The sequence below is a fragment of the Wolbachia endosymbiont (group A) of Ophion costatus genome, from assembly GCF_963969245.1.
In the GTDB taxonomy this organism is placed as follows: Bacteria; Pseudomonadota; Alphaproteobacteria; order Rickettsiales; family Anaplasmataceae; genus Wolbachia; species Wolbachia pipientis.
In genome coordinates this window covers 934,916-956,620 of the sequence record NZ_OZ017714.1, presented here as the reverse complement: position 1 = coordinate 956,620, position 21,705 = coordinate 934,916, and the positions used below count along the sequence as shown (strand labels likewise).

13 protein-coding genes and 2 pseudogenes are annotated in these 21,705 nt (G+C 36.2%); 8 read left to right on the top strand and 7 right to left on the bottom strand.

Annotated features, from left to right (window positions below; all coding sequences use genetic code 11):
• Positions 1–12 precede the first annotated feature (12 nt).
• Entirely contained in the window at positions 13–1,029 is a 1,017-nt protein-coding gene (locus AACH21_RS04695; RefSeq protein ID WP_236514846.1) for a substrate-binding domain-containing protein, read from the bottom strand.
• A gap of 141 nt (positions 1,030–1,170) precedes the next feature.
• On the opposite strand from AACH21_RS04695, the gene dcd reads away from it, so the two are divergent.
• The 5 genes from dcd (at position 1,171) to AACH21_RS04670 (ending at position 7,896) form a co-directional block, all read left to right on the top strand.
• On the top strand, positions 1,171–1,728 hold the full coding sequence (gene dcd, locus AACH21_RS04690) for a dCTP deaminase (RefSeq protein WP_006280485.1): 558 nt from the start codon (positions 1,171–1,173) through the stop codon (positions 1,726–1,728).
• A 417-nt stretch (positions 1,729–2,145) separates the two neighbouring features.
• A complete protein-coding gene (locus tag AACH21_RS04685; RefSeq protein ID WP_338482318.1) occupies positions 2,146–5,361 on the top strand; it encodes a glycoside hydrolase TIM-barrel-like domain-containing protein in 3,216 nt (1,071 codons plus the stop codon).
• Positions 5,362–5,418: 57 nt separating this feature from the next.
• A complete protein-coding gene (locus tag AACH21_RS04680; RefSeq protein WP_077188103.1) occupies positions 5,419–6,285 on the top strand; it encodes a hypothetical protein in 867 nt (288 codons plus the stop codon).
• A gap of 183 nt (positions 6,286–6,468) precedes the next feature.
• Positions 6,469–7,632 carry a multidrug effflux MFS transporter gene (locus AACH21_RS04675; RefSeq protein WP_006279533.1) on the top strand — a complete coding sequence of 388 codons (1,164 nt, stop codon included), beginning with the start codon at positions 6,469–6,471 and terminating at the stop codon, positions 7,630–7,632.
• A gap of 132 nt (positions 7,633–7,764) precedes the next feature.
• Positions 7,765–7,896, top strand: a complete 132-nt coding sequence (locus AACH21_RS04670; RefSeq protein ID WP_338482317.1) for a hypothetical protein — start codon at positions 7,765–7,767, stop codon at positions 7,894–7,896.
• On the opposite strand, the gene AACH21_RS04665 is transcribed toward AACH21_RS04670, so the two are convergent.
• Positions 7,871–8,703 (bottom strand): IS5-like element ISWpi1 family transposase gene (locus tag AACH21_RS04665; protein ID WP_338482316.1). Its coding sequence is split into 2 segments (ribosomal slippage): positions 7,871–8,334 and positions 8,334–8,703, totalling 834 coding nucleotides; the frame shifts between segments, so codons are not numbered across the junction. The genes AACH21_RS04670 and AACH21_RS04665 overlap by 26 nt on opposite strands.
• Before the next feature lie 58 nt (positions 8,704–8,761).
• Between AACH21_RS04665 and AACH21_RS04660 the strand changes: the two are divergent.
• The 3 genes and pseudogenes from AACH21_RS04660 to AACH21_RS04650 all read left to right on the top strand — a co-directional run.
• A pseudogene (locus AACH21_RS04660) lies at positions 8,762–9,067 on the top strand (transposase family protein); the annotation flags it as partial.
• 133 nt (positions 9,068–9,200) lie between these two features.
• Positions 9,201–15,119 (top strand): ankyrin repeat domain-containing protein, encoded by a 5,919-nt coding sequence (locus AACH21_RS04655; RefSeq protein ID WP_338482315.1) that lies wholly within the window; start codon positions 9,201–9,203, stop codon positions 15,117–15,119.
• Positions 15,120–15,270: 151 nt separating this feature from the next.
• Positions 15,271–16,230: an IS5 family transposase gene (locus tag AACH21_RS04650; RefSeq protein ID WP_338482314.1), complete on the top strand. Its 960-nt coding sequence runs from the start codon at positions 15,271–15,273 to the stop codon at positions 16,228–16,230.
• Between the two features lie 114 nt (positions 16,231–16,344).
• On the opposite strand, the gene AACH21_RS04645 is transcribed toward AACH21_RS04650, so the two are convergent.
• The 5 genes and pseudogenes from AACH21_RS04645 to glmS all read right to left on the bottom strand — a co-directional run bounded on the left by AACH21_RS04645 (position 16,345) and on the right by glmS (position 21,698).
• Positions 16,345–17,139, bottom strand: coding sequence for an Rpn family recombination-promoting nuclease/putative transposase (locus AACH21_RS04645; RefSeq protein WP_338482313.1), 795 nt, complete (start codon positions 17,137–17,139; stop codon positions 16,345–16,347).
• A complete protein-coding gene (gene ltrA / locus AACH21_RS04640; RefSeq protein ID WP_338482312.1) occupies positions 17,136–18,683 on the bottom strand; it encodes a group II intron reverse transcriptase/maturase in 1,548 nt (515 codons plus the stop codon). The genes AACH21_RS04645 and ltrA overlap by 4 nt, the downstream gene beginning before the upstream one ends.
• A gap of 8 nt (positions 18,684–18,691) precedes the next feature.
• Positions 18,692–18,958, bottom strand: coding sequence for a hypothetical protein (locus tag AACH21_RS04635; protein ID WP_338482311.1), 267 nt, complete (start codon positions 18,956–18,958; stop codon positions 18,692–18,694).
• A 358-nt stretch (positions 18,959–19,316) separates the two neighbouring features.
• Positions 19,317–19,562, bottom strand: a pseudogene (locus AACH21_RS04630) (PD-(D/E)XK nuclease family transposase); the annotation flags it as partial.
• A 315-nt stretch (positions 19,563–19,877) separates the two neighbouring features.
• A complete protein-coding gene (glmS, locus tag AACH21_RS04625; RefSeq protein WP_338482819.1) occupies positions 19,878–21,698 on the bottom strand; it encodes a glutamine--fructose-6-phosphate transaminase (isomerizing) in 1,821 nt (606 codons plus the stop codon).
• Between the last annotated feature and the right edge of the window lie 7 nt (positions 21,699–21,705).

Below are 21,705 nucleotides of genomic sequence, written 5' to 3'. Positions count from 1 at the left end.
GAAACGTTGCCGTCACGTTATATCATAAACCTTTGCTGAAGCTTTCTTTATATCTTCACTTGAAAGTGGAATTAGACCAAGCCTAGATAGGTACCCATCTTCAATGCCGATCGAATCTATAATTTCTTTTATGAATTCTCTTAATCCATCAACAGTATCCAGGTGTTCTTTCTTTATATAAAGGTATAGAGGTCTTGCTAATATATATTTTCCCGATGATATATTTTCGTAAGTTGGCTCAATTCCTGCAATTGTGCTCCCTTGTATTTTATCTTGATTCCTCATTAAAAAGCTAAAACTAAATATCCCTAAAGCGTTCTTGTTACTTTTCAATTTTTGTATTATTATGTTTTCATTAATTCCAACTTCTATATACCTTCCGTCATCCCTTATATTACCACATGCTTGCTTTCTTTCTTCCTGATCTTTATAATTCTCTTTGAAAATTCTCGAGTTCATGCATGAATATTGATCAAGCATAATAGAATTAACCAAAGTTTCGTATGTGCCTGTATTTTGATGTGGACCATAAATTTCAATTTCTGTTTTTGGTAAGGCTTGATTTACATCAGACCAAAACTTCTTATTATTTTTTACTAATTTATCATTTTCTTGAGAATATGCAGATAAAGTTTCAAATAAGTCCTTCTTTGTGAAATCAAATCTATGGCTTTGATTTGAATTTGCAATGACAATTCCATCATAGCCAATGATGATCTCTATCACTTCATTAATTTTATTTCTTTTACATAGTTCTCTTTCTACTTCCTTCATAGGGCGAGATGAAGTGGTGATGTCTGGAGTGTCTTCCCCTATTCCTGAGCAAAACATTTTGAATCCTGATCCACTTCCTATCGATTCCACAACTGGAGTCTTAAAGGAGAATACACGATTGAACTCCTCGGCTATAAATGAGATAAAAGGAAAAACAGTTGAAGACCCAACAATTCTGATGTATTTCCTGGCATCAGCATTTGACAGCGGCATGAATAATACGAATACAAAAATCAGGAGAAAGTTTCTAAGCATTATTTTTAGTTAAGAACATAAATCTAATTATTGTAACAAAAAATCAAACTGAAAAGCTTTAATTGCATGACAAAAGCTACAGTTTACATTTAAATTTTATTTTATATTATTGTAAGTATTACACAACTTTAAGGGGCAATTATGGCAGTTATGCCAGATAAATGGATAAGAGAAAAAGCTGAAAATTTTGGAATGATAGAGCCTTTTGTGAATCACAAAAGCAGCAAAGGTGTCATATCTTTCGGACTATCATCTTATGGTTACGACGCAAGAGTGGATAATAAATTTAAGATTTTTACTAACGTTAATTCAGCCATCGTGGACCCTAAAAATTTCTCTGAGAATAGTTTTATAGATAAAGAAACAGACGTATGCATAATTCCACCAAATAGCTTTGTGCTTGCAAGTACAGTGGAATATTTCCGTATACCAAGGAATGTACTGGTCATTTGTGTTGGTAAATCAACTTACGCAAGGTGTGGAATTATAGTAAACGTTACTCCCTTAGAACCTGGATGGGAAGGTCATGTCACACTCGAATTCTCAAACACCACTCCACTTCCTGCGAAAATTTACGCTAATGAAGGCGCATGCCAATTCGTATTTTTAAGCGGCGAAAGTGAATGCGAGAAATCATATGATGATATGAAAGGAAAATATATGAATCAGCATGGTATCACTTTGCCGCTGGTGAAGTGATTGCCATGAGAGTGGTAATTTTTCACTTCCGTACTTTTTCATTGTTGCTTACAATAATTATAGCTACACCATGTGCTTTTCTTAATTAAAAACTTCAATTATTCATTGTAAGTTGTTGAATTTCTTATCATAGTATCTGTTATCCGAGTAGCCCCTTTCTTGTCATCCAAGTGCCTTGACTACTTGGATCCAGCTTTCTATGTGACCTCATCAAAAATGTTTATTTTTCAGCCATTTTTATACTTATCAACTCAGTGTGCTTGCTTACAATTAAAATTCCTAGATCCCAGTGTCGGAGCACTGGGATGACAAAGGAGGAAGCACTGGGATGACAAGGTTATAGGTGTCATCCAAGTAGCGTGACACTTGGATCTTTTCTCAACAATTTCAAAAAAATCTATCAAAAGGAGGATTACCATGTCTACAATAATTTTATCATCAATTTTTGGTCAAGCAGGCAGCATTTTTGGTCCAATTGGCCGGATTATCGGCTCAGAACTCGGTGCTCTTCTTGGTGCACAGCTAGATGGGGCAATGTTCGGCCTTGATGCCGAGCAAAAAGTAACGCATCGTGCGAGACTAAAAAATCTGCAAGTTCAAACCTCAACCTACAGCAGAACGATTCCAATTATCTATGGCACTGCTCGTGTTGCAGGGAACATTATTTGGTCACAGCCAATAAAAGAAGAGGCGATAACCACCAAAAGCAAAATTGGAAGAGGTATGAACGTTACATATAATTACTACGCAACGCTTGCAATTGCGATCTGCAAGGGGAAAGTAGAAAAATTAAACAGAATCTGGGCAGATACAACATCACTTAGCTTTGATGAAATAGATTATACTTTTTACAGCGGCAGAGAAGACCAAAATCCTGATCCATTTATGTCATCAATTGAAGGAGAGGGGAATGTGCCGGCTTATAGGGGAATATCTTACATAGTCATCAAGAATTTTCCTTTAGCAGACTATAATAATCATGTTCCGGTATTTACGTTTGAAGTGCAAACTGCAGTAAAGTCAAATGAATTTTCAGTAGCAAAAAATATTCGGAATATCAATATCATACCAGGTTCAGGTGAGTTTGTATATGATACAAAAATACAGAAGAAAATCGCGCAAGAGAAAATAAGCAGCAACCAATATATCCCATATGGGCTGGCGCAAAGGGTAAATCACAACAACCACACTAAAAAGAGCGATGCAATGCTTTCTTTGGATCAATTAAAGGGAGATTTACCAAATGTTGAGTGGGTATCGGTAGTAGTCAATTGGTTTGTGAATGATCTGAACATTAAAGATTGTAAAATATATCCTGCAGTTGAATTTCAAGATGATTCCGCAATATTACCTGATGATTGGCAAGTAGGGGGTGTAACCAGAGATAATGCTCAGCTAATTTCAAAAGATGCGAGTGGAAACCCAAGGTATGGTGGCACAGTTAGTGATGCAGCGTTGATAAGATATATAGAAGAGCTACACAGCAGAGGCTACAAGGTGATGCTCTATCCAATGCCCTTACTTGATACAAAGAACAAAGAGTGGCGAGGAAGGTTGAGCGGGACTCCTGAAGATATAAGTGATTTTTTTAAGAATCAGTACAACAAATTTATAGAGCATTATGCAAGCATTGCCAAACAAACTAAAGTGGAAGGGTTTATCATTGGTTCTGAATTTGCGCAACTTACCAAAATCAGGGATGAACAAGGGAATTACCCTGCCGTTATAGAGCTGGTCAAGCTTGCAAAGCAGATAAAACTTAATCTTGGAAAAGAAGTAACAGTTACCTACGCTGCAGATTGGAGCGAATACCATTCATATGATGGTTGGTATAATATGGATGAACTGTGGTCTTCAGAGTATATCGACGTTGTTGGCATAGATGCTTATTTTCCACTGACTGATGGTCCAGAGCCTCCTTTTGGTTATTCCGCGGAAGATGTAATGGGTGGTTGGAGCAGTGGAGTGGGGTATGATTATTTCTATGATTACTCAAAGGGTGAGCCTGAAAGAGTAAAGTATAACGACAGCAGGTATGCGTGGAAAAACATAGCAAAATGGTGGAGTGAAACTCACATAAATCCAGGTGGTAGTAAAACGAAATGGCAACCAAAAATGAAAAAAATATGGTTTACTGAGTATGGATTTCCCAGTATGAACGGCTGCACTAATGAGCCAAATGTGTTTGTTGACAAAGGCAGCATAGAGAGCAAATATCCACGATATTCAAACGGAGAGGTGAGCTTTCTTTCGCAAAAAATTGCAATTGAAGGAACGCTAAAAAAGTGGCAAAGTTCAGAAATGGTAGAAAAAATGTTTCTCTGGGCATGGGATGCAAGGCCATTTCCTTACTTTCCCAATTTATGTGATGTGTGGGCTGACTGCCATAATTGGCAGACAGGACATTGGATTCAGGGAAAGCTTTCACAGCTTAATATTTCCGATGTTTTATCGGATCTGTTACAAAAAACAGGTTTAAAAAGCGATCAGTTCGATACAAGCAACGTCAAAGGGTTATTGTCTGGGTATGTGATAAACGACCAGCAATCGGTACGTTCAATTATTAAAATGCTGCAAAGTTGCTATTTTTTTGATGTGGTTGAACAGGACTCTAAACTGAAATTTGTCCAAAAGGGCAGGGGAGTTACGACTGGAATACCAATTGGTGAAATGGTTTTCAGTAACAATTCAAAACTTGCTAATATCAGTCAATTAGATTTAAACAATAAAGTTAACGTCGTTTATTTTAATCGCAATTTTGGCTATCCAATTGATGTTAAATATGCTGAGTTGCCAAAGCAAGGCGCTGCTATAACAGTTGAAATACCGCTCATTATGGAGGAGGGAGAGGCGCAAAATATAGCTGAGGTTTTACTTTATTCTTCGTGGCAAGAGAGAAATATATACAATTTCAAGCTGCCGATAAAATATGCGTGGCTTGTGCCAAGTGATGTAATAACGATTTTAGACGGTGAGAAAAAGCATACGGTGAGAATTATAAAAACAAAATTCGAAAGCATGTCCATTCAAGTAATTGGCGTTGGTTATGATCACTCTATATATAAGCTTTCTTTTCCTTCAACAAGGTCACTTATGCTGAAGGAATACCCTCCCTCTCACATTAGCAAAACCATCGTAGAAATGATAGATTTACCGGATATTAAAGGTAATAGTGCAAGCTTTACTTTAATTAGTGAGGAAAAGAATTGGAAGGGAGCAACACTCTTTATTTCGTACAACGATAAGGATTATAAGCCTATTGCAAGCACAAACAAGCAGTCTACTTACGGATATGTAATGGAATCTACCGACGAGGGGCTTATAGTAGTGTTACGTTTTGGAAACATAACTTCAATTGCGGACTCAAATTTAGCACTAGTTGGAAAAGAGATAGTGAAATTCCAGAATGCTGAACTTATAGATAAAAATAAATATAAGCTTAGTAACCTAATCAGAGGACAAGAAGGTACTAAAGAGTATCAGCACACTGCAGGTGAAAAATTTGTTCTACTTGATGATTCAATAATATCTTTCGAAGTGCAAAGGGGAAAAAAGTTTTACCTAAAAGCAGTGACTTACGGTGACTCGCTGGAAAATACGGAAGTGAAAGTGATAAATTCATTTAGTAATTGAAATTTAATAAAGTAAGTGCTAGAATTAATATACAGGTATTAATGGTAGAGATATAACATGTCAAAGGAAATGGTCAATGCGTTGAAAGCTGAAGTGAAGAAGCTCAAATATGCTGATTTCAAAGCTAACACTGGGGACGAAGTAATTTCTGGTGAGGGAACATATAAGGATCTTAATAGAACACACGGCCTTGCTATTAACGGACAAAAAATAACTAACGAATTTATTAACGATCTGTATTCAAACCATAAAAATCTAATTCTACGGGATGAAAACGGAAAAGGGAATTATCGTCCATTTCTCAGACAAATTTTTACAGAAATGTTTAAACACGTTGGTGCAACAATTCCCAATAACTCTATTATTGAGGAGTTAATAAATAACTATTATCAGGGCGGATATACTCATTTTCTTCCTAATGATATGAGTCACGCTCTTGGATCTTTTCATTTGTTAACGCAAAGCAACTGTATGACAAGAGAGTATATTATGGATTGTCGTGAACCCAATTGTATAAAGCTTAGTTTTAGCATGAAATATACAAAAATGCTTAACTATGATGATTATACATATATCGAAACACCAGGTTTTTGCAGTTCAGCGGAGTTTAAACTAAAATGTGAAGGTGAAAATGTGGTATATGAAGATGGTAAAGTACTTCTTACCATTCCTAAAGAGTTAGAGAACTATAAAGCTGGTGATGACGGTTTGTTTGATAAGCTTACTTATATTATAAATAAGATTATTGAGTATTTCAAAAAACTTTGTGAGAAATTGGGCTTTGAGTTTGATACAAGAATAGAGTACGATCCTGAGCATAATATAAAAATAGAGCATAATCTTGGTGAACCACTAAAGGTAGTAAGTGAGGCAAATGCATCTTCTGTTGAAGACTTAAAGCTTAAAGTGAATAATTCAAGATAAGATATTGAAATTCGTGCTTTTTATGATTTTAGCTTAAGATTTCAGTGTCCGCTACTCGCATGACATCGTTTACTATGTAACATTGTACTTATACTAATGAAAAAAATACATTATAATTAAGCATATTTACCAATAAATCATTAAGTGAAAACAGCTCTTTCGCAAAATATCATCTCTCTTATTATGATATTGTCTGTAGCAATTGTCGATATGGCAACTGACCTATACTCAGTTGCACTACCAAGCATTGCCAATTATTTTAAAGTAGAAGGCAGTGTAGTGCAGCTTACAATTAGCTTGAATCTAGTTGGATTTGCGGTGTCTGGATTAATTTATGGTCCATTATCGGACCATTATGGTAGGCGTCCAATGATGCTGATTGGTATGACAATTTTTACTTTGGCAAGTGTCATGTGTTATATAGCCGACAGTATTGCGCTCTTGATACTAATTCGCTTCATACAAGGAACAGGGGCTGGTGTTGCAGGTGTTGTTGGGTATGCAGCAATAAGGGATATGTACTCGGGTAGTGAATACTCGAGAGTCATTTCAAAATTAAATATGGTTGTGGCACTCTCACCTGGAATAGCTCCAGTGGTGGGCAGTTATATAATTTCACATGGGTATAGTTGGAAATTTTTGTTTTTTATTATATCACTTGCAGCAATTGCTATACTTATTTTTATCTACTTTAAGTTACAAGAAACACTCACTGTAAATAAAAATGAAACCAGTATAACTAACATAACTACTAATATCTGCAAGCAATATATATCAATATTTAGAAATTATCGTTTCCTTGGGTTTTCAGCCATTCATGGATTAACTTTCATGTGGCTTTGGGCATACATTGCTAACTACCCGTTCATATTTGAATCGATGGGCATTGAAGTACAGTATTTTGGCTACCTCATATCGATCATAGTCATATTTTACATAATTGGAACTTTAATTAATAGAAGGTATGTACCAAAAGTAGGGGTTAGCAAAATGCTAATAATAGGTTTGGTGTTACCGATAATATCCGATAGTTTATTGGTATATTTTTATTTCGCGGACAAGTTAAATATATTAATTCTTCAAACTGTTTGGATTCCAGCCAATATCGGACTTGCATTAATAATAAGCAATAACGTAACTTCTGCTTTAGAAACGATCAAAGGTATAGGGCTTGGTAGTGCAGTTCTCTCATTCTGCAATATGATGTTTGGGGCTATTGGAATATATATAGTAGGAAAATTTTTTCGCTATGGTATTTTACCAAATTTACTATTAACAATAGCATGCTCTACAATTGCAATTCTTATGTACAGCCAGCTCAAATGTACTGAAAAACACAGGGAATAACCATTATTTGCGTGATCCAGAGCTCATGGGTTATTAATGACTTTATCATGATAATATAATTTTACAGGGGGTGAGAGCTCATAGATTATTAACGACTTTATCATAACAATATAGTTTTACAGGAGGTATGGGATGAGCAATTCAAACAGAGATATAAATGCTGAATTACGTAAGGCTGCTCTAGAAGGTAATATTGAGAAAGTAAAAAGTCTAAGAGGTTGTCCGGAAACTAGTAAATTCAAGCATATTCCCTCTTTAACATAACCCTACTCATAGCTAGGTATATGAAATTCTCAGTGGATGTTGTGAGTAAATCATACTCCTTCGATAGCCTTCTATTCCTATTAACCCAAGCAAAAGTCCTTTCTACAACCCATCTTCTTGGCTGTACTTTAAACCCTTGTTCTCTTGTTGGTAGTAGCTCAGGTGGCGTATCTTTGTGCACCCAAAATCTACATGGAGGCCTTGTAACAATTTCAATATCTATGTCATATTCTTCCTTTATGTGATTCTTTAAATTTCTTCCTTGGTATCCCATGTCAGCCCACATTTTTTTAACTTTAGTATATTTTGTTCTCATATTGTTTAATGCTATTTTAATACCATCTCTATCATTTTCGTTAGCAGCGCCTACGTAACAACCTAGTATAAAACCCTGAGTGTCTGTAATTATATGCCTTTTTCTACCCTTTACTTTTTTACTTCCATCATAGCCTTTGATCCCCCCTTTTCTGTAGTCTTTACAGATTGACTATCTACTATACAGGCACTCGGCTGCTCATTCCTTCCTATTTTTCTTCTACTATATTTTGTAATTTCATAATTCATTTTCTCAAAAATTCCCTGCTTCTTCCATTGCCTGAACTGCTCATACACAGTCTTCCATAGCAGAAAATCATTTGGTAAATACCGCCATTGACACCCTGTACGCAATACATAGAAAATTGCTTCTAATATTTCTCTTTTGCTATACTTTGGCGGCCTTCCTCCTTTCTTGTATGATACTCTGAAGTGTTTTTCTATTCTTGCCCATTCCCTTTCGCTTAGATCTGTTGGATACTTTTTTCTCATCTTTACCCCGTACTAAAATTTCAGATATTATAGCCTTTTACTTGTTTCCGGACAACCTCTAAGGAAACAAGAAAAATATTTACCAATGAACAGCATAAAATATGCCGATTCTGGATATCAAGGTTGGCAAAAATTGCAAAGCAATGTTGTAATTCCACACAAGAAGTATCGTAAGAAGCCATTAACCCTGGAGCAGAAGGAATATAATAGAAGACTAGCATCGTTCAGAATGAGAGTAGAAAATAAGATCCGTGAGATAAAGATATTTAAGATTATGTCGCATGTTTACCGCAATTTTCAGAAGAAATACAACTTGAGATTTAATATTATTGCTGGTATTGTAAATCTTAAGCACGCCTTTTAGTTAATCTTGATTTTAGTCATCCTCCTTTCCTTCTTTTTATCGCTTGATTCGCAGTAGGTCTTTAGAAAAATATCTTGCTTTAATAAGCTTTTCAACTATCATATTAAAAGTTTGATATGATTAGGGTAGTATAGTGTTTCAAAGTAATAATACCAGAGTAAAGAGAGACCCTATCTCTATCTTTAAACAGATAGCTCAGAAAGAAGACCAGCAAAAAAAACAAAATTTTGAAGATTTGTTGAATCAACTAAGAATGTTTTACCCTAATGAACTAAAAATAGGCGTGGCACTTAAAACAGGAGATTGTTTTTTTGACTCTGTGGCCCAAGGATTAAATGAGCTAAATATAAAACCAGGTTTTCATTTCACTGCAAAATCATTAAGAAAAGATTGCGCAGATTACGCTGGAGCAAACAAAAATCCAGATCAGTGGGTTTATAATGTAATAATAGGAGATGCTGAAGAGTATTTCGTACCTCAAAAAGATCCGGATGGAGAAGTGATAAGCGAAAATGGATATAATAAACAAGACGATATTAAGTCCTTTTTTAAATACTTAGAAGCCATTAAGAATATGGCTACAGAATCTAGTTCTCCACCAATATGGGGTAGACTGGATATTGAAGGAAGAATGATATGTGCGAAATACAAAGTGAAAATTGAAGTGATAGAACTGCTGGAAGAGCCTATAAAAGGGTCCACAGAAAATCAATACTTTATTCAAAGTGAACAAGGTGAAGGGGATAATGTTGTTCGCGTAGTAAATTACAAGATGCATTTTGTACCACTTCTTAAGAACCTAGAAAAAGATATTGAAGAAGCTGTAGAAGTTTCTAGGGAAGAGGTTTATGGGTTAATAAATTGTAATATTCCTTTTTCGGTTAAAGATGTAGGAAATTGTGATCTTCAGGAAGGAATAGAAGAGAGTTTGCAAGTACCAGTTCAATTTAATCAAGATTTTTTCGTTGCAAGTGATATTTACCATAGACTAAATCAAGTAATATTCGATAGTGATGATTCAGGTAATTCATGTGTATGGTCAGATATTGATAATATAAACCGTTTTATGAATCAGGCAGTAAATGATAATCAGCTTGCCTATTATATTTCTCCTATTAACTTTGGATACGACACAGAAGAAGCTACCAGAGATTTACTTAAACATGTCTGTAAAAGGCAAACTAGGGATGGTTCTATACTAAACTCTCATTATAGTACTGAGTTAGATAAGCCTTTTATTTTTGTGGCTAACACCAAATCAGTTTTTGCTAAAGATTCTAAAGGTAGTGATAAAGAAAGTGGAGGTCTTCATTGGGTTAGCTGTGTTTTGCTACCTAAAAAATATACAAGTGTAACTGGTAAAGAAATATCCTCTGATAAGAATAGGTTTTTCTTTTTTGATTCTTTCGCTCAAAAAGGAATTCCTAAAACAATCAAGGAAGGCTTGATTAATGGTATAGAGTTTATGGAAGTTGATATTCCTCTCAAGTTATTACCTTTTTGTACAGGAGATGAAATAGCTTTTAATTATACCAATCATCTGACTGGGCAACAAATAAATGGTAACGATTGTGGTTGGTGGGCAGTATATTATGCGTTAATGACCGTTTATACCGGAGGAATAGAGTTTCTTGAGCCATTGAAAGGAAGAAAGTTATCTGCAAAGCCTTTACGGAGTATAATGAATTTGCACGAATCCAGTGAACTTTTTGATGTAGGTAAACATGTTACTGAACAAAAATCACAAATCGCAGCGGAAGAATTGATTAAAAGTTACGATAATAGGGTTCGTCTTGGAAGTAAAACGCATGTAACATGGGATCGAAAATTTGATATTTCTGAGATGAATAGAGAATTTTTTCGATCCTCAGCACCTGAACTACCACTAACAATCTTGAAAGGAATACCCCAGCTCATGACTATTTTTTGCGCACAATTTGTTAAGACTTTTGAAAAGGCTATTGGAATATACTCTGAGAGGTTGTGGGATCGAAATTATGGCATAGGTAAGTATGCTCAGACTTCTAATCGCCTTATCGATTTTATCGATGGATCAGAACCGTCCCAGGCGGTATGGTGTAAACCTTTCGCTAAAGTACTGAAATGTTTATCTAGCACTATTGGAAGATTCACTCAAAAGCAAAGGGTTGAAAAATTAAGTTCTCTGTTACACGCCTATGATTGCGATACGAAAAAAGCTAGGGGTGTTTTAATTAAATCTGCTATGAGTATTTTTCTAGTTTTCGAAGAACAATTTTCGCTTCTTGCTGATAAAGAACCAAATCAACTCTATAATGCAATTGATGATATAGCGGAAGATATGGTAGAAAGGATAATCGACTATTGCGTGCGATATGAAAAACTTGTATTCTCAGTTGAAAACAATCAATATGGGGTTCTCCTTGGTCATCCAAAAAAGCACATCTCTTCTTCTACTTTGCTTCCTAATCTCTCTTCTGGACACAAAACATATGTTAATACTATAAAATTCGTTGGAGATACAGGAATTAAAGTTGGTGACGATTATTATATTCCTCAACCTACCTTTATTACAAAACGTGGGTTTCAAGACCATGACTACTCTTACCGCCTTCTTTTTGATTGGGAGAAAGATCTTAAGAAGATAGAAGACGATAAGTTGTATCTCCCATATCTTGGCAACGCATGTTACAGAAAGGTAGAACTTTGTGAGGAAAAAAAGTATAAACACTCTATCACAGAAGCGATCTGTATGGAATACTCGTCGGATATTTACTCCACAATAAACAGCTCTAATTGGGAACTTACTGGAGATTTGCAGAGGTTAGTAAAAGGCTTCTCAAGTCTTTCTATCGAAGGACTTTCTCATTGTAGTAGGACTTTAGCTGATCTACAAGAGGTTTATGAAGTTGATCATGTTCTTTTGCAGGATTTACATCAGAAAACAGATAAAGTTTATGAATTTCTTTTTCATCCTTTCAGTGAACAGAGGCAAAAAATTTCTCTAGCCAAGTTATTTCCCTTTAGGAGGGCATTAACTTTATTTACTGTTCAGTTGCTCTCAATGGATATAGATTCGCTAGAAAAAAAGATGAGTTATTTCACGCGGGAATTTTTATCAAGTTTTTTGTCGTCTACAGAGTCCATTTTCACTATACTTCAACCGTTATTATTCTTACTGAATGGATTTTCTAAAGATTTTAAAGGTTTATCTACTCCTGAAATAGCAAAACTCAAGAATTTTTACAGACTCGTTCAATCTAACCCTCCTGGTGATTTAGAAGGTTTGCTCTTAGAGTCTGGGATTAGGATTTTTCAGGCCTTCGAAAAACAATTCCAGTTGGTCACAGAATGCAAATCAAACGCTAAAATAATAGCAACTTTATCCTCTTGTGCCGCTTTCAGGGTGTTGGACTATATTTGTAAAAAGGACGACGTTCAATGTCTATCATGTGATTTGATGATAAAAGGAGTTGTTTTTGGTAGTTCTGATGAATCATCTTCTTTATTTAAATACAATGGGAAAGATGTGAGCGCTAATGAAATATATGATAGAACAGCTGTATTTGTATCAGAAAAGGAAATATTTTCTTATTATAAGGATCTTATTACCGAGTACGGCATCAGATTGCCTTTTAGTTTTGAGAAAGGGGAGAGTAAATCTTTACCTAAGTTTTGTAACGTTTTTACGTTATCTGTGGATGAGTCTTTCTTGCAGCAGGATTATAAGGGTAGTTATCACTTAGCAGAAATCAATTTTGCAGACGAAATCAAGTTAATAATAGGAGAAATCGAAGCTGCCAAATCATCAGAGAAGGGTGATATAGAAAATTTGCGAAAAGTAGTATCCGCGGGTTTCAAGGAAGTAAAGGATTGCATTAAGGGAATGCGTTATGATGGTGAAGGAAGACATGATGATGGCGGAGGGGGGCCTGGTGGCACAGGAGGACATGATGATGGCGGAGGGGGGCCTGGTGGCACAGGAGGACATGATGATGGCGGAGGGGGGCCTGGTGGCACAGGAGGACATGATGATGGCGGAGGGGGGCCTGGTGGCACAGGAGGACATGATGATGGAGGAGGGGGGCCTGGTGATGATATCGATTCTACCCTAAGCTTGTCAGGTAATGGTGTACTTGGACCTGATAAACGAAAATCTCCCACCACATTAAAGAGAAAGCTAGTAAATGATTTGCCTACAGTATACAGTAAAAAGAGGTTGCGCTACACCTCGCAAAAGGATAGAAAAATACTCCAAGATTTATTTGGCGTAGATCCATACGATGAAATTGAATCTCTACTCAGAGGTGAAACACGTAAAGATCTTCCTACCCTTTTTCTTAGTAACGATGGTAAAAACCCTGCTCATTGGGCTGTTTTACTTCAAGATGCCCAAGTTCTATCGGAAATACTGCAACGACATCCATTCTTGGCCCGCTTAGCTGATCAGGATGGTCTAAATCCCACTTATCTTGCTGCTGAAGTAGATGACCCGGTGCTGTTGAATTTGCTACTAGAGAGTCAAACAGATATTCATACTAAAGATATTGACAGTAATGAAATCCTTGCAGATATCTTTTTTCATAGTATTTCGTTTGGTTCATTAAAAACATTAAGATTTTTAGTCAATAAATTCCCTGGTTTGATTAATATCACTGATAAAGATGGTATGGGCCCTGTTCATCGTGCTGCTGTTCTTAGTGATCCGCTTGAATGTGAGTTTGATCCCATCGATTTCCTAATCAAAGAGGGTGCTGATTGCAAGAAAGCTGATAAACGTGGCGCAACTCCTCTCCATTATGCTGCAAACTGCAGAAGCTTGCGTGTAGTAGAATTGCTGGTTGATAATTTTGCTAGTCTTAACATATCTGATAAAAATGGTAAGACTCCTCTGCATTACGCTGCGGAAGGTAATAAACTTGATGTGGTAAAGTTTCTAGTCGAACAAGGGGCTGAAATCGATGCTGTTTGTAGAGATGGCAAGACTCCTCTGCATTACACTGTGGAAGGTAATAAAATTGATGTGGTAAAGTTTCTAGTCGAACAAGGGGCTGAAATCGATGCTGTTTGTAGAGATGGCAAGACTCCTCTGCATTACGCTGTGGAAGATAATGAACTTTGTATCGTGAAATTTCTAATCAAAAGGGGTGCTAGAGTCAGCACATTTGATAGGTATAGCTTAAATCCTCTTCATTTGTCTATTGCAAGTGATTCATTTGAAGTATCAGTGTTTCTACACAATATCTATTCCGGCTCATATCATGATGAGCACGGTTTTACTTCTCTTCATCTTTCTGTTATATTTAAGAGGCATGAATTGATCGTGTACCTAATGTCAAAGTGTCCCATGTTGGTAGCTACACCTGACAAATATGGTTCTACACCTTTTTTTCTATTCGTTACTCTACACGGTAATGGAAGATTTTTGGCAGATTTGGCTACAATTGCTTATGGCGGGGGAACTGTGGTTTCTTCTCTAGATTATGCAGCTATGTCTGGTGAGTTAGATGCGATGTTTCTGCTATGTAAAAGTAAGGATGATCAAAAATTATCTGATTGGTGTGACATATCTCCTCTTCACCACGCTGCTGTTGCTGGTAGATTGGATATAATAAAATTTATGCAAAAAAAAGGGTTCTGTCTTGATCTGCCCAGTAGAAATTCTAATACTGCTCTTCATTTTGCCTCAGCATCTGGTCATCTTGATGTGGTAAAGTTTCTAGTACAAAAAAGATGTAGTCTCAATGTAGCTAATATATATGGTCTAATTCCCCTTGATTCTGCTGCCATTAATGGTGAGTGGAATATAGTAAAATTTCTAGTAGAAGTAGGGGCTAGTTTGAATGTGGTTGACTCAATTGGTTATACTCCCTATGATGATGCTAGCATTACTGGTAAAGTTAAAGTGGGGGAATTTCTGCATAAGCGGAGTGTGACGCCTCATCCTATACAAGAAAACCCCGATAGCAGAAGCAGTTCCAAAGCACAAGAGGCGTGTTATCGACCTGGGAGTTCCTTCAATGATCCAAAGATATCTCAGCCTATCAATAACAGATATTATACCACAAGCTAATCTGATAGTTGCTGTAACCCGTACTATTGACCCCAACTATGGATGGCTTTGTTGCATAGCTAGTGTTGGTTGAGGTTATTGTAAGGAGAAAAGGTTATGGTTACTAACGCATTTTGTTGTAAAATAGGCATTTTTCAAACAAGTATAACTTATGCCGCAAAAAATGAGAGTAAGTAACCAAAGAGAATATAATGAGTTTCTAAAAAAAAGAGGAAATGTTTTTCATTTTGTTAATCAAGCCATAGAAAATTGGTATGAAAATAGTTCAAAAGTTGCAGGTGGCAATAACACTTATAGTGATAAAGTTGTAATTTTAATACATATAATAGTTCATCTTTTTAGAATTGGCTTGAGACAAGCTGTAGGTTTTGTAAAAGGTTATATGGTACAAATAGGCAAAAAACTTAAGATTATCAGCTATACACAAGCTTCCAGAAGATTTAAAAAGCTTAATTTGAAGATTGATGACCATAGAAGCAATAAAGATGATCTGGAAAATGTTGAAATTGCCGTAGATAGCACTAGAGTTAGTATCTACAATAATAACGGTGGGCATAGTAATCTTAATATTCGAAAAAGAAAATACAGTGGTTATGGTCAAGTAAGAAAATTACATGTTGTTTTAAACATAAATGATAAGAAAGCAATAAGCATGAACTACACTAGTGGTGTTGCTGTAGACTATTTGCCGGTCTGCGATATGTTAGAAGAAGTCAGTGATAAATATAACATTTGTTCTATTCGAGCAGATGCGGCTTATGATATAAAAAGTGTGTATAAAGAATGCAGAAAATACAATATTGTGCTTATTATTCGCCCTAGGAAGGATACTAAAATTTGTTTAGCTGACTACTTATCAGAAAGAAACAAGTATATTAGTAGAATTAGGTCATATGAGAATTATGAAGATGGTATTAATGAATGGAAGAAAAAAGTTAAGTATGGAGCACGGTCTTATATTGAAGTCTTTTTCTATAGGTTGAAGCAAATATTTGGGTTTGGCTTGAAAAATAAATCAGAGGTAAATCGTGAAAAAGAGCTGTTAATTAAGTGCTACTTATTGAACAAATTTACTGATATAGGTATGGCTAAATTTAAATTAGCTGCGTAAATTCACTGTGATTTACATGCCTATCAGTGCTATGCAACAAAGCCATTCTTAATTAGGGGATATTTCTAACTTAGAGAAGGTTTTCATAAATGTTGAAGTGAATAAGTAGGAATATTATGTTTTTTCCCTGAGTTGTAAAATTTCAGAATGAGAGAGACCGGTAATTTGAGCTATAACATCTATAGAGACACCTGCCTTGAGTGAGTTTTTTGCAACTTCAATTTTACCTTCAATTTTACCTTTTTCACGGCCAATTTGGATGCCTTCTTGTCTACCTTTTTCTTGACCTACCTTAAGACCCTCATCAAATTTTTGAGCAAAAGCAGCAATCTCATCCATTATGCGTTTTTTCATTTGCTCATATGCTAGTAACTCTTCTTCTGACCAATTAAACTTATTCATCTCTTCATAAGCTCGTTTTATTATTACGTCACTACCAACTATCTTATCTAGATCCTCTTCCCTTGTTTCTGCTGCATAACGAAAAAAATAACACCATTTTTCTACTATATTTTCTAATTGATCTTCTTTTGTCTTTGTAAATTTTGGTAATTCTATGAATACAAAGTAAAAATCCTTTAAGTCATGTTCAAAGCTATTTTGATCTAAAATGACATGATTAGATTTGTACTCAGCCTTATCTGGAAAAATAATACAATCAGCAACAGCAATAAAGATAATTTCTTTAAGGTTATGATAATCATCACCTTGATCAGCTTGACTTGAGTAGGCTTTAGCAGCATAATATTGAGCACGTTTTTCGAAGCCCTTAGTCTTAGTGAACTGGTCAGGTAAGGAAGCAGTATTACTACTACCCCCTCCCTTAGAAACGCAGCATGCAGGTTTCCCAACACTACGCTTGAGCCCCTTATCTAAGTTCTTCTTTTCTAGAACCGGCTTGTCCTTCATGATTCCTCAGGAAACATCATTCTTAATGGTGACACCAACAGTAGAGAACCTTCTCTTGAGAAAGAGCTTGCTAACATTCTTGTTCGTTTCACTCTCTCATCAAAATACTTTTTCCATTTTAAGTCAAGGGGATTTGCATCCGCTCTGATTTTAACATGTCGTCTGATAGGTATATCAATCAGCTTAAGCAGTCTTAAATACCGTATCTCTTTTGGTTTGTTCTTGCATAGGGGTGCAGCAAAAACCCATTGGCGTTGACCCATTACTTTGAAGTAACGATTCTTTATCCAACGTAATCCTTTACGAGGATGTCTTTTCTTTGCCCATTTCCATAAACTATGCCAAATTTCATTGTCGATCTTTCTAAACGCTTTTTTAGCACACACATGGTGATAGTAATTTCCCCATCCTCTCAGTAGAGAGTTGAGTGACTTAATTACTATAGCCTGAGTGTTCGCTATATTTGCTTTTATCAATGTACGTGCTTTATTAAGAAGTCTTTTAATACTTTCTTTCGAAGGTTTAATAATTAACTTCTTATTATATCTACGTACATTACAACCAAGAAAGTCAAACCCTGTTGTGATAGATGTAATCTTTGTCTTCTCTTCTGACAGAATTAAACCTCGCTCATGAAGAAAAGATGATACTAAAGGCTTAACTTCCTTTTCCAGTACTTCATGTGTGAAACCTGAAATAATAAAGTCGTCTGCGTATCTGATTACATTCACTCCACTTCTGATTTTGTTTCTTTTTCTACTGCCGAGTTTACCAAATCGACTTTCCAATAACTTTTCAAGTCCGTTTAAGGCTAAATTGGCTAGTATTGGAGAAATTATACCACCTTGCGGGGTACCTGCAGTTGTGGGATACAGAGTTTTTGATTCTAGGAAGCCAGCTTTGAACCAACTATGCAGAATTTTTTTCTCCATAGGAATATGCTTCATAAGCCATTCATGATTAATGTTGTCAAAGCATCCTTTGATATCACCTTCAAGTATCCATTGTAGTTGATTACGACTTGCCAGTAACAAATGACAAGCTACTGTAGCATCTGCACAGGATCTTTTAGGTCTAAAGCCATAGGAGTGACGATCACTGATCGTTTCAGCTATCGGTTCCAGAGCAAACAGATATAATGCTTGCATGGCTCTATCTTTTATCGTGGGTATTCCAAGAGGTCTTCTTTTGCCATTAGATTTACTGATATAAATCCGTTTTAGCGGAGAAGGTTTATATCCTCTTTGCTTTAACTGCTTTATTCCTTGAAATTTAGCATTGCAAGTTGACCATAGTTGACGATCTACACCCGCTGTGTTTTTTCCTTGGTTTTCAGTTACTCTCTTAACAGCCAAAGCTTTTCCGCTAAAAGAGCGTGTGAGAAGATGTTGTAAAGTTTTTACCTTACCCCATCTTCCTTCTTGGACAGCCTTAACAATACGTCTTTGTAGCCTCACAATAACTTTCTGGCATTTCTTCCATGGCAACTGCTTCCATGCTTCAAAGCTTTTGGTAGATGCACTTACAGGTTTACTTGTAATCATCTGCTTTCCTACCTTAAGTGGTTAACAAAGTTTCTTGTCACGAGGGACCAAACGGAAGTCTGCTCGTTTTCACGCGAATTAATGTTACAAATTCTATCCATTTCGTTACAAAATGGCATTCGCTTTCTCCATTCTCCTTTACCTGCACTTCCATCAGCATTCCTTGCGGTTTGCTTGCCATGTAGGCGAAAATACAGGCTTACCCTGTTTCTCCAGTCATACAATAGTGGGTTAGGTGGCTTCTCTATACCGGTGGAGTTATTATTTGCGTACATCTAGAAATGAAAAATGTAACTTATCCACATTACCTTTTGGTCAGAGCTTATCAGCATCTTTAGCTCTTTCATCGTATCGGTACTTATAAAGCTTCACTTACGTTCACCATACCACTAGCCTAGCCCTCCAACCACATGATGCTTGCAATTTATGCCCCTCTCACGATTGAGCATCTTCTTTTTCAAGAGGAGGTTCATTGTCCGCATCGCTTGGCACCAACCGGTTGCCCGATTCGCACTGATGCGTAGACTCAGACGGCAAAACATCTGGTTTAATAAGTTTTAGAATCCTTTCAGTTTCTTTCTGAATGAATTCCTCTCCTTTTAAACAATATGACCGAAGACTTTCAGGTCGCACCATTTCAATCACATACCTGGCCCCACTAGAATCCCTGCAAAGAACATCAACTATACTTTGTTTATCAGATGCAATTTCAGGATCCATTATAGTACTGAGGAATTCCACTTCTTGTATAGTATTTATCTCAGTAAACCCTAAAATATCATTCAAAAAATGTATGAGAATATTCTTATTTTTTTCAGTGCCAAATATTTTTTTGAAGGTCAAATCCAGCTTAGGGTCGAGAAACTTAGATAAAGCCATAGCCAAAGTGCTTAAAAATATTAATAATTATACACTATTATTAACAATTATTCAACCATATTTTTGAAGATAGCTATGCCGCCGCGAACCGTCATACCGCCGCGGTATCTCTGGATCCCGCTAACAAGCAGCGGGATGACGAATTACTTAACCGTCATACCACCGCGAACCGTCATACCGCGATTCATTCGCGGTATCTCGGCATAGATTCCGCTAACTAGTAGCGGAATGACGATTGTGTATCGTGTTTTGCTAAAAATCACAGAATGCAGTCTGGTTACCTTAATTAGAAGTTTAGCTTTAACTTTAAATGAACTACTCAACCGTGACAGACTTAGCTAAATTTCTTGGACAATCTGCATCTAACCCTTTTTTTGCTGCAGTAAAGTAAGCAAGGAATTGCATAGCAACACTGTAGATGATTGGAGAGATAAAGTTATCAGTGTCTGGAAGTTGCACCACATCTGCGCAAACTCCCCTTAGGAATGGCGCTCCTTGTTTATCACTGAAGGCAATTACTTTGCCTTTTCTTGCAATAATCTCTTGTATATTAGATAGCGTTTTAAAGAATAAATCATCATAAGGGATAATTGCTATAACAAGCACAGTAGAGTCTATTAAAGCAATAGAACCATGCTTCATTTCTCCCGCTGCAATACCAATGGTATTGATGTATGAAAGCTCTTTTATTTTCAATGCGCCTTCCATTGCAACTCCGTATGAACTTCCTCTGCCAATTAAAATAACGTTATTGTGTTCTAATATGCTGCCTGATATATGTTGTATTTTCATCACATTTAAAACATGCTCAACATACTTGGGAATAGAGTTAATAGCGTTGCTTAGCTGTTTTATTCTCTCTCCACCCAGTATACCTTTTATTTTTCCAAGCTCCGCGGCAAAGCATGCTAAAGTTGCAAGTTGCGCAGAAAAGGTTTTTGTTGAAGCAACACCAATTTCTTGCCCAGCAAGAGTATGTAACACAATATCTGAGATCTTTTCAATGCTGCTGCTAAATGTATTAGTTATACTTATGATTGTTTGCTTCTGTGATTTCGCATAACGCAGCGCTTCTATGGTATCTGCAGTTTCGCCAGATTGAGAGATAAATAACCCAATGCTGCCTTCTTCCAGCTTGACGTTGCTATACCTAAATTCTGATGAGATTTCTAGATATACTCGAACTTGAGCGACATTTTCCAGCCAATACTTTGCTATTAGCCCAGCAAAATAAGATGACCCGCATCCAACTATAGTAATGTAACTCAGCTCAGAAAACAATTTTTTGTTAGCAAATATTACCTCTTTATATTGCTTGTAAAATTGATTTATTGTTTTGTTTAATGCACGCGGTTGCTCAAAAATCTCTTTTAACATGAAGCTAGGGTAACCATTTTTGCTAATTAGAAAATCACTTGGACTACTATTTTCTATACTGCGTTTAACTTGTGTACCATTGTTGTATATACTAACTCCACTAGATTTTATCACTGCAATGTCATCATCTTCCAAATGCGATATTTTTTCCACAAATGCACTTAAAGCATTAGAGTCAGATGCAGCAAACACTGTGTTACAGTTATAGCCTATTGCTAAAGGCAAATTTCTCTTCGCAACAAATAAGGCGTCTGGATATTCTGCAAATAATAAGACCAAGGCAAATGAGCCGTGTAGGTTGTTTAAACACTTAAATAGAGAATCAAATGGCGACAATCCTTCATCGAGATATAAGGTTAGCATGTTTGGTATGATCTCTGTGTCAGTGTCAGTATGGAATGACATGCCCCTTTCTTCTAGGCCCTTTTTTAGCAGATTGTAATTCTCAATTATGCCGTTATGAGCAACAACAACGTTATTTGTACGAATGGGGTGAGCATTTTTAAGGCCTGGGACTCCATGTGTAGCCCAGCGAGTATGTGCTATACCAACTGTACTGTGAGACATCTTGCTGTCATCAACAACTTCACATAACCTTTCGACTTTACCTTCTGATTTTTTGACTTCTATCTTACCTTCGTTATTTATGATTGCTATACCTGAGGAATCATATCCCCTATATTCCAATTTTTGTAACCCAGTTAGTAAGGTTGGTATTACTGAATCACCGCTACTTACTACACCAAATATTCCGCACACAAATGGA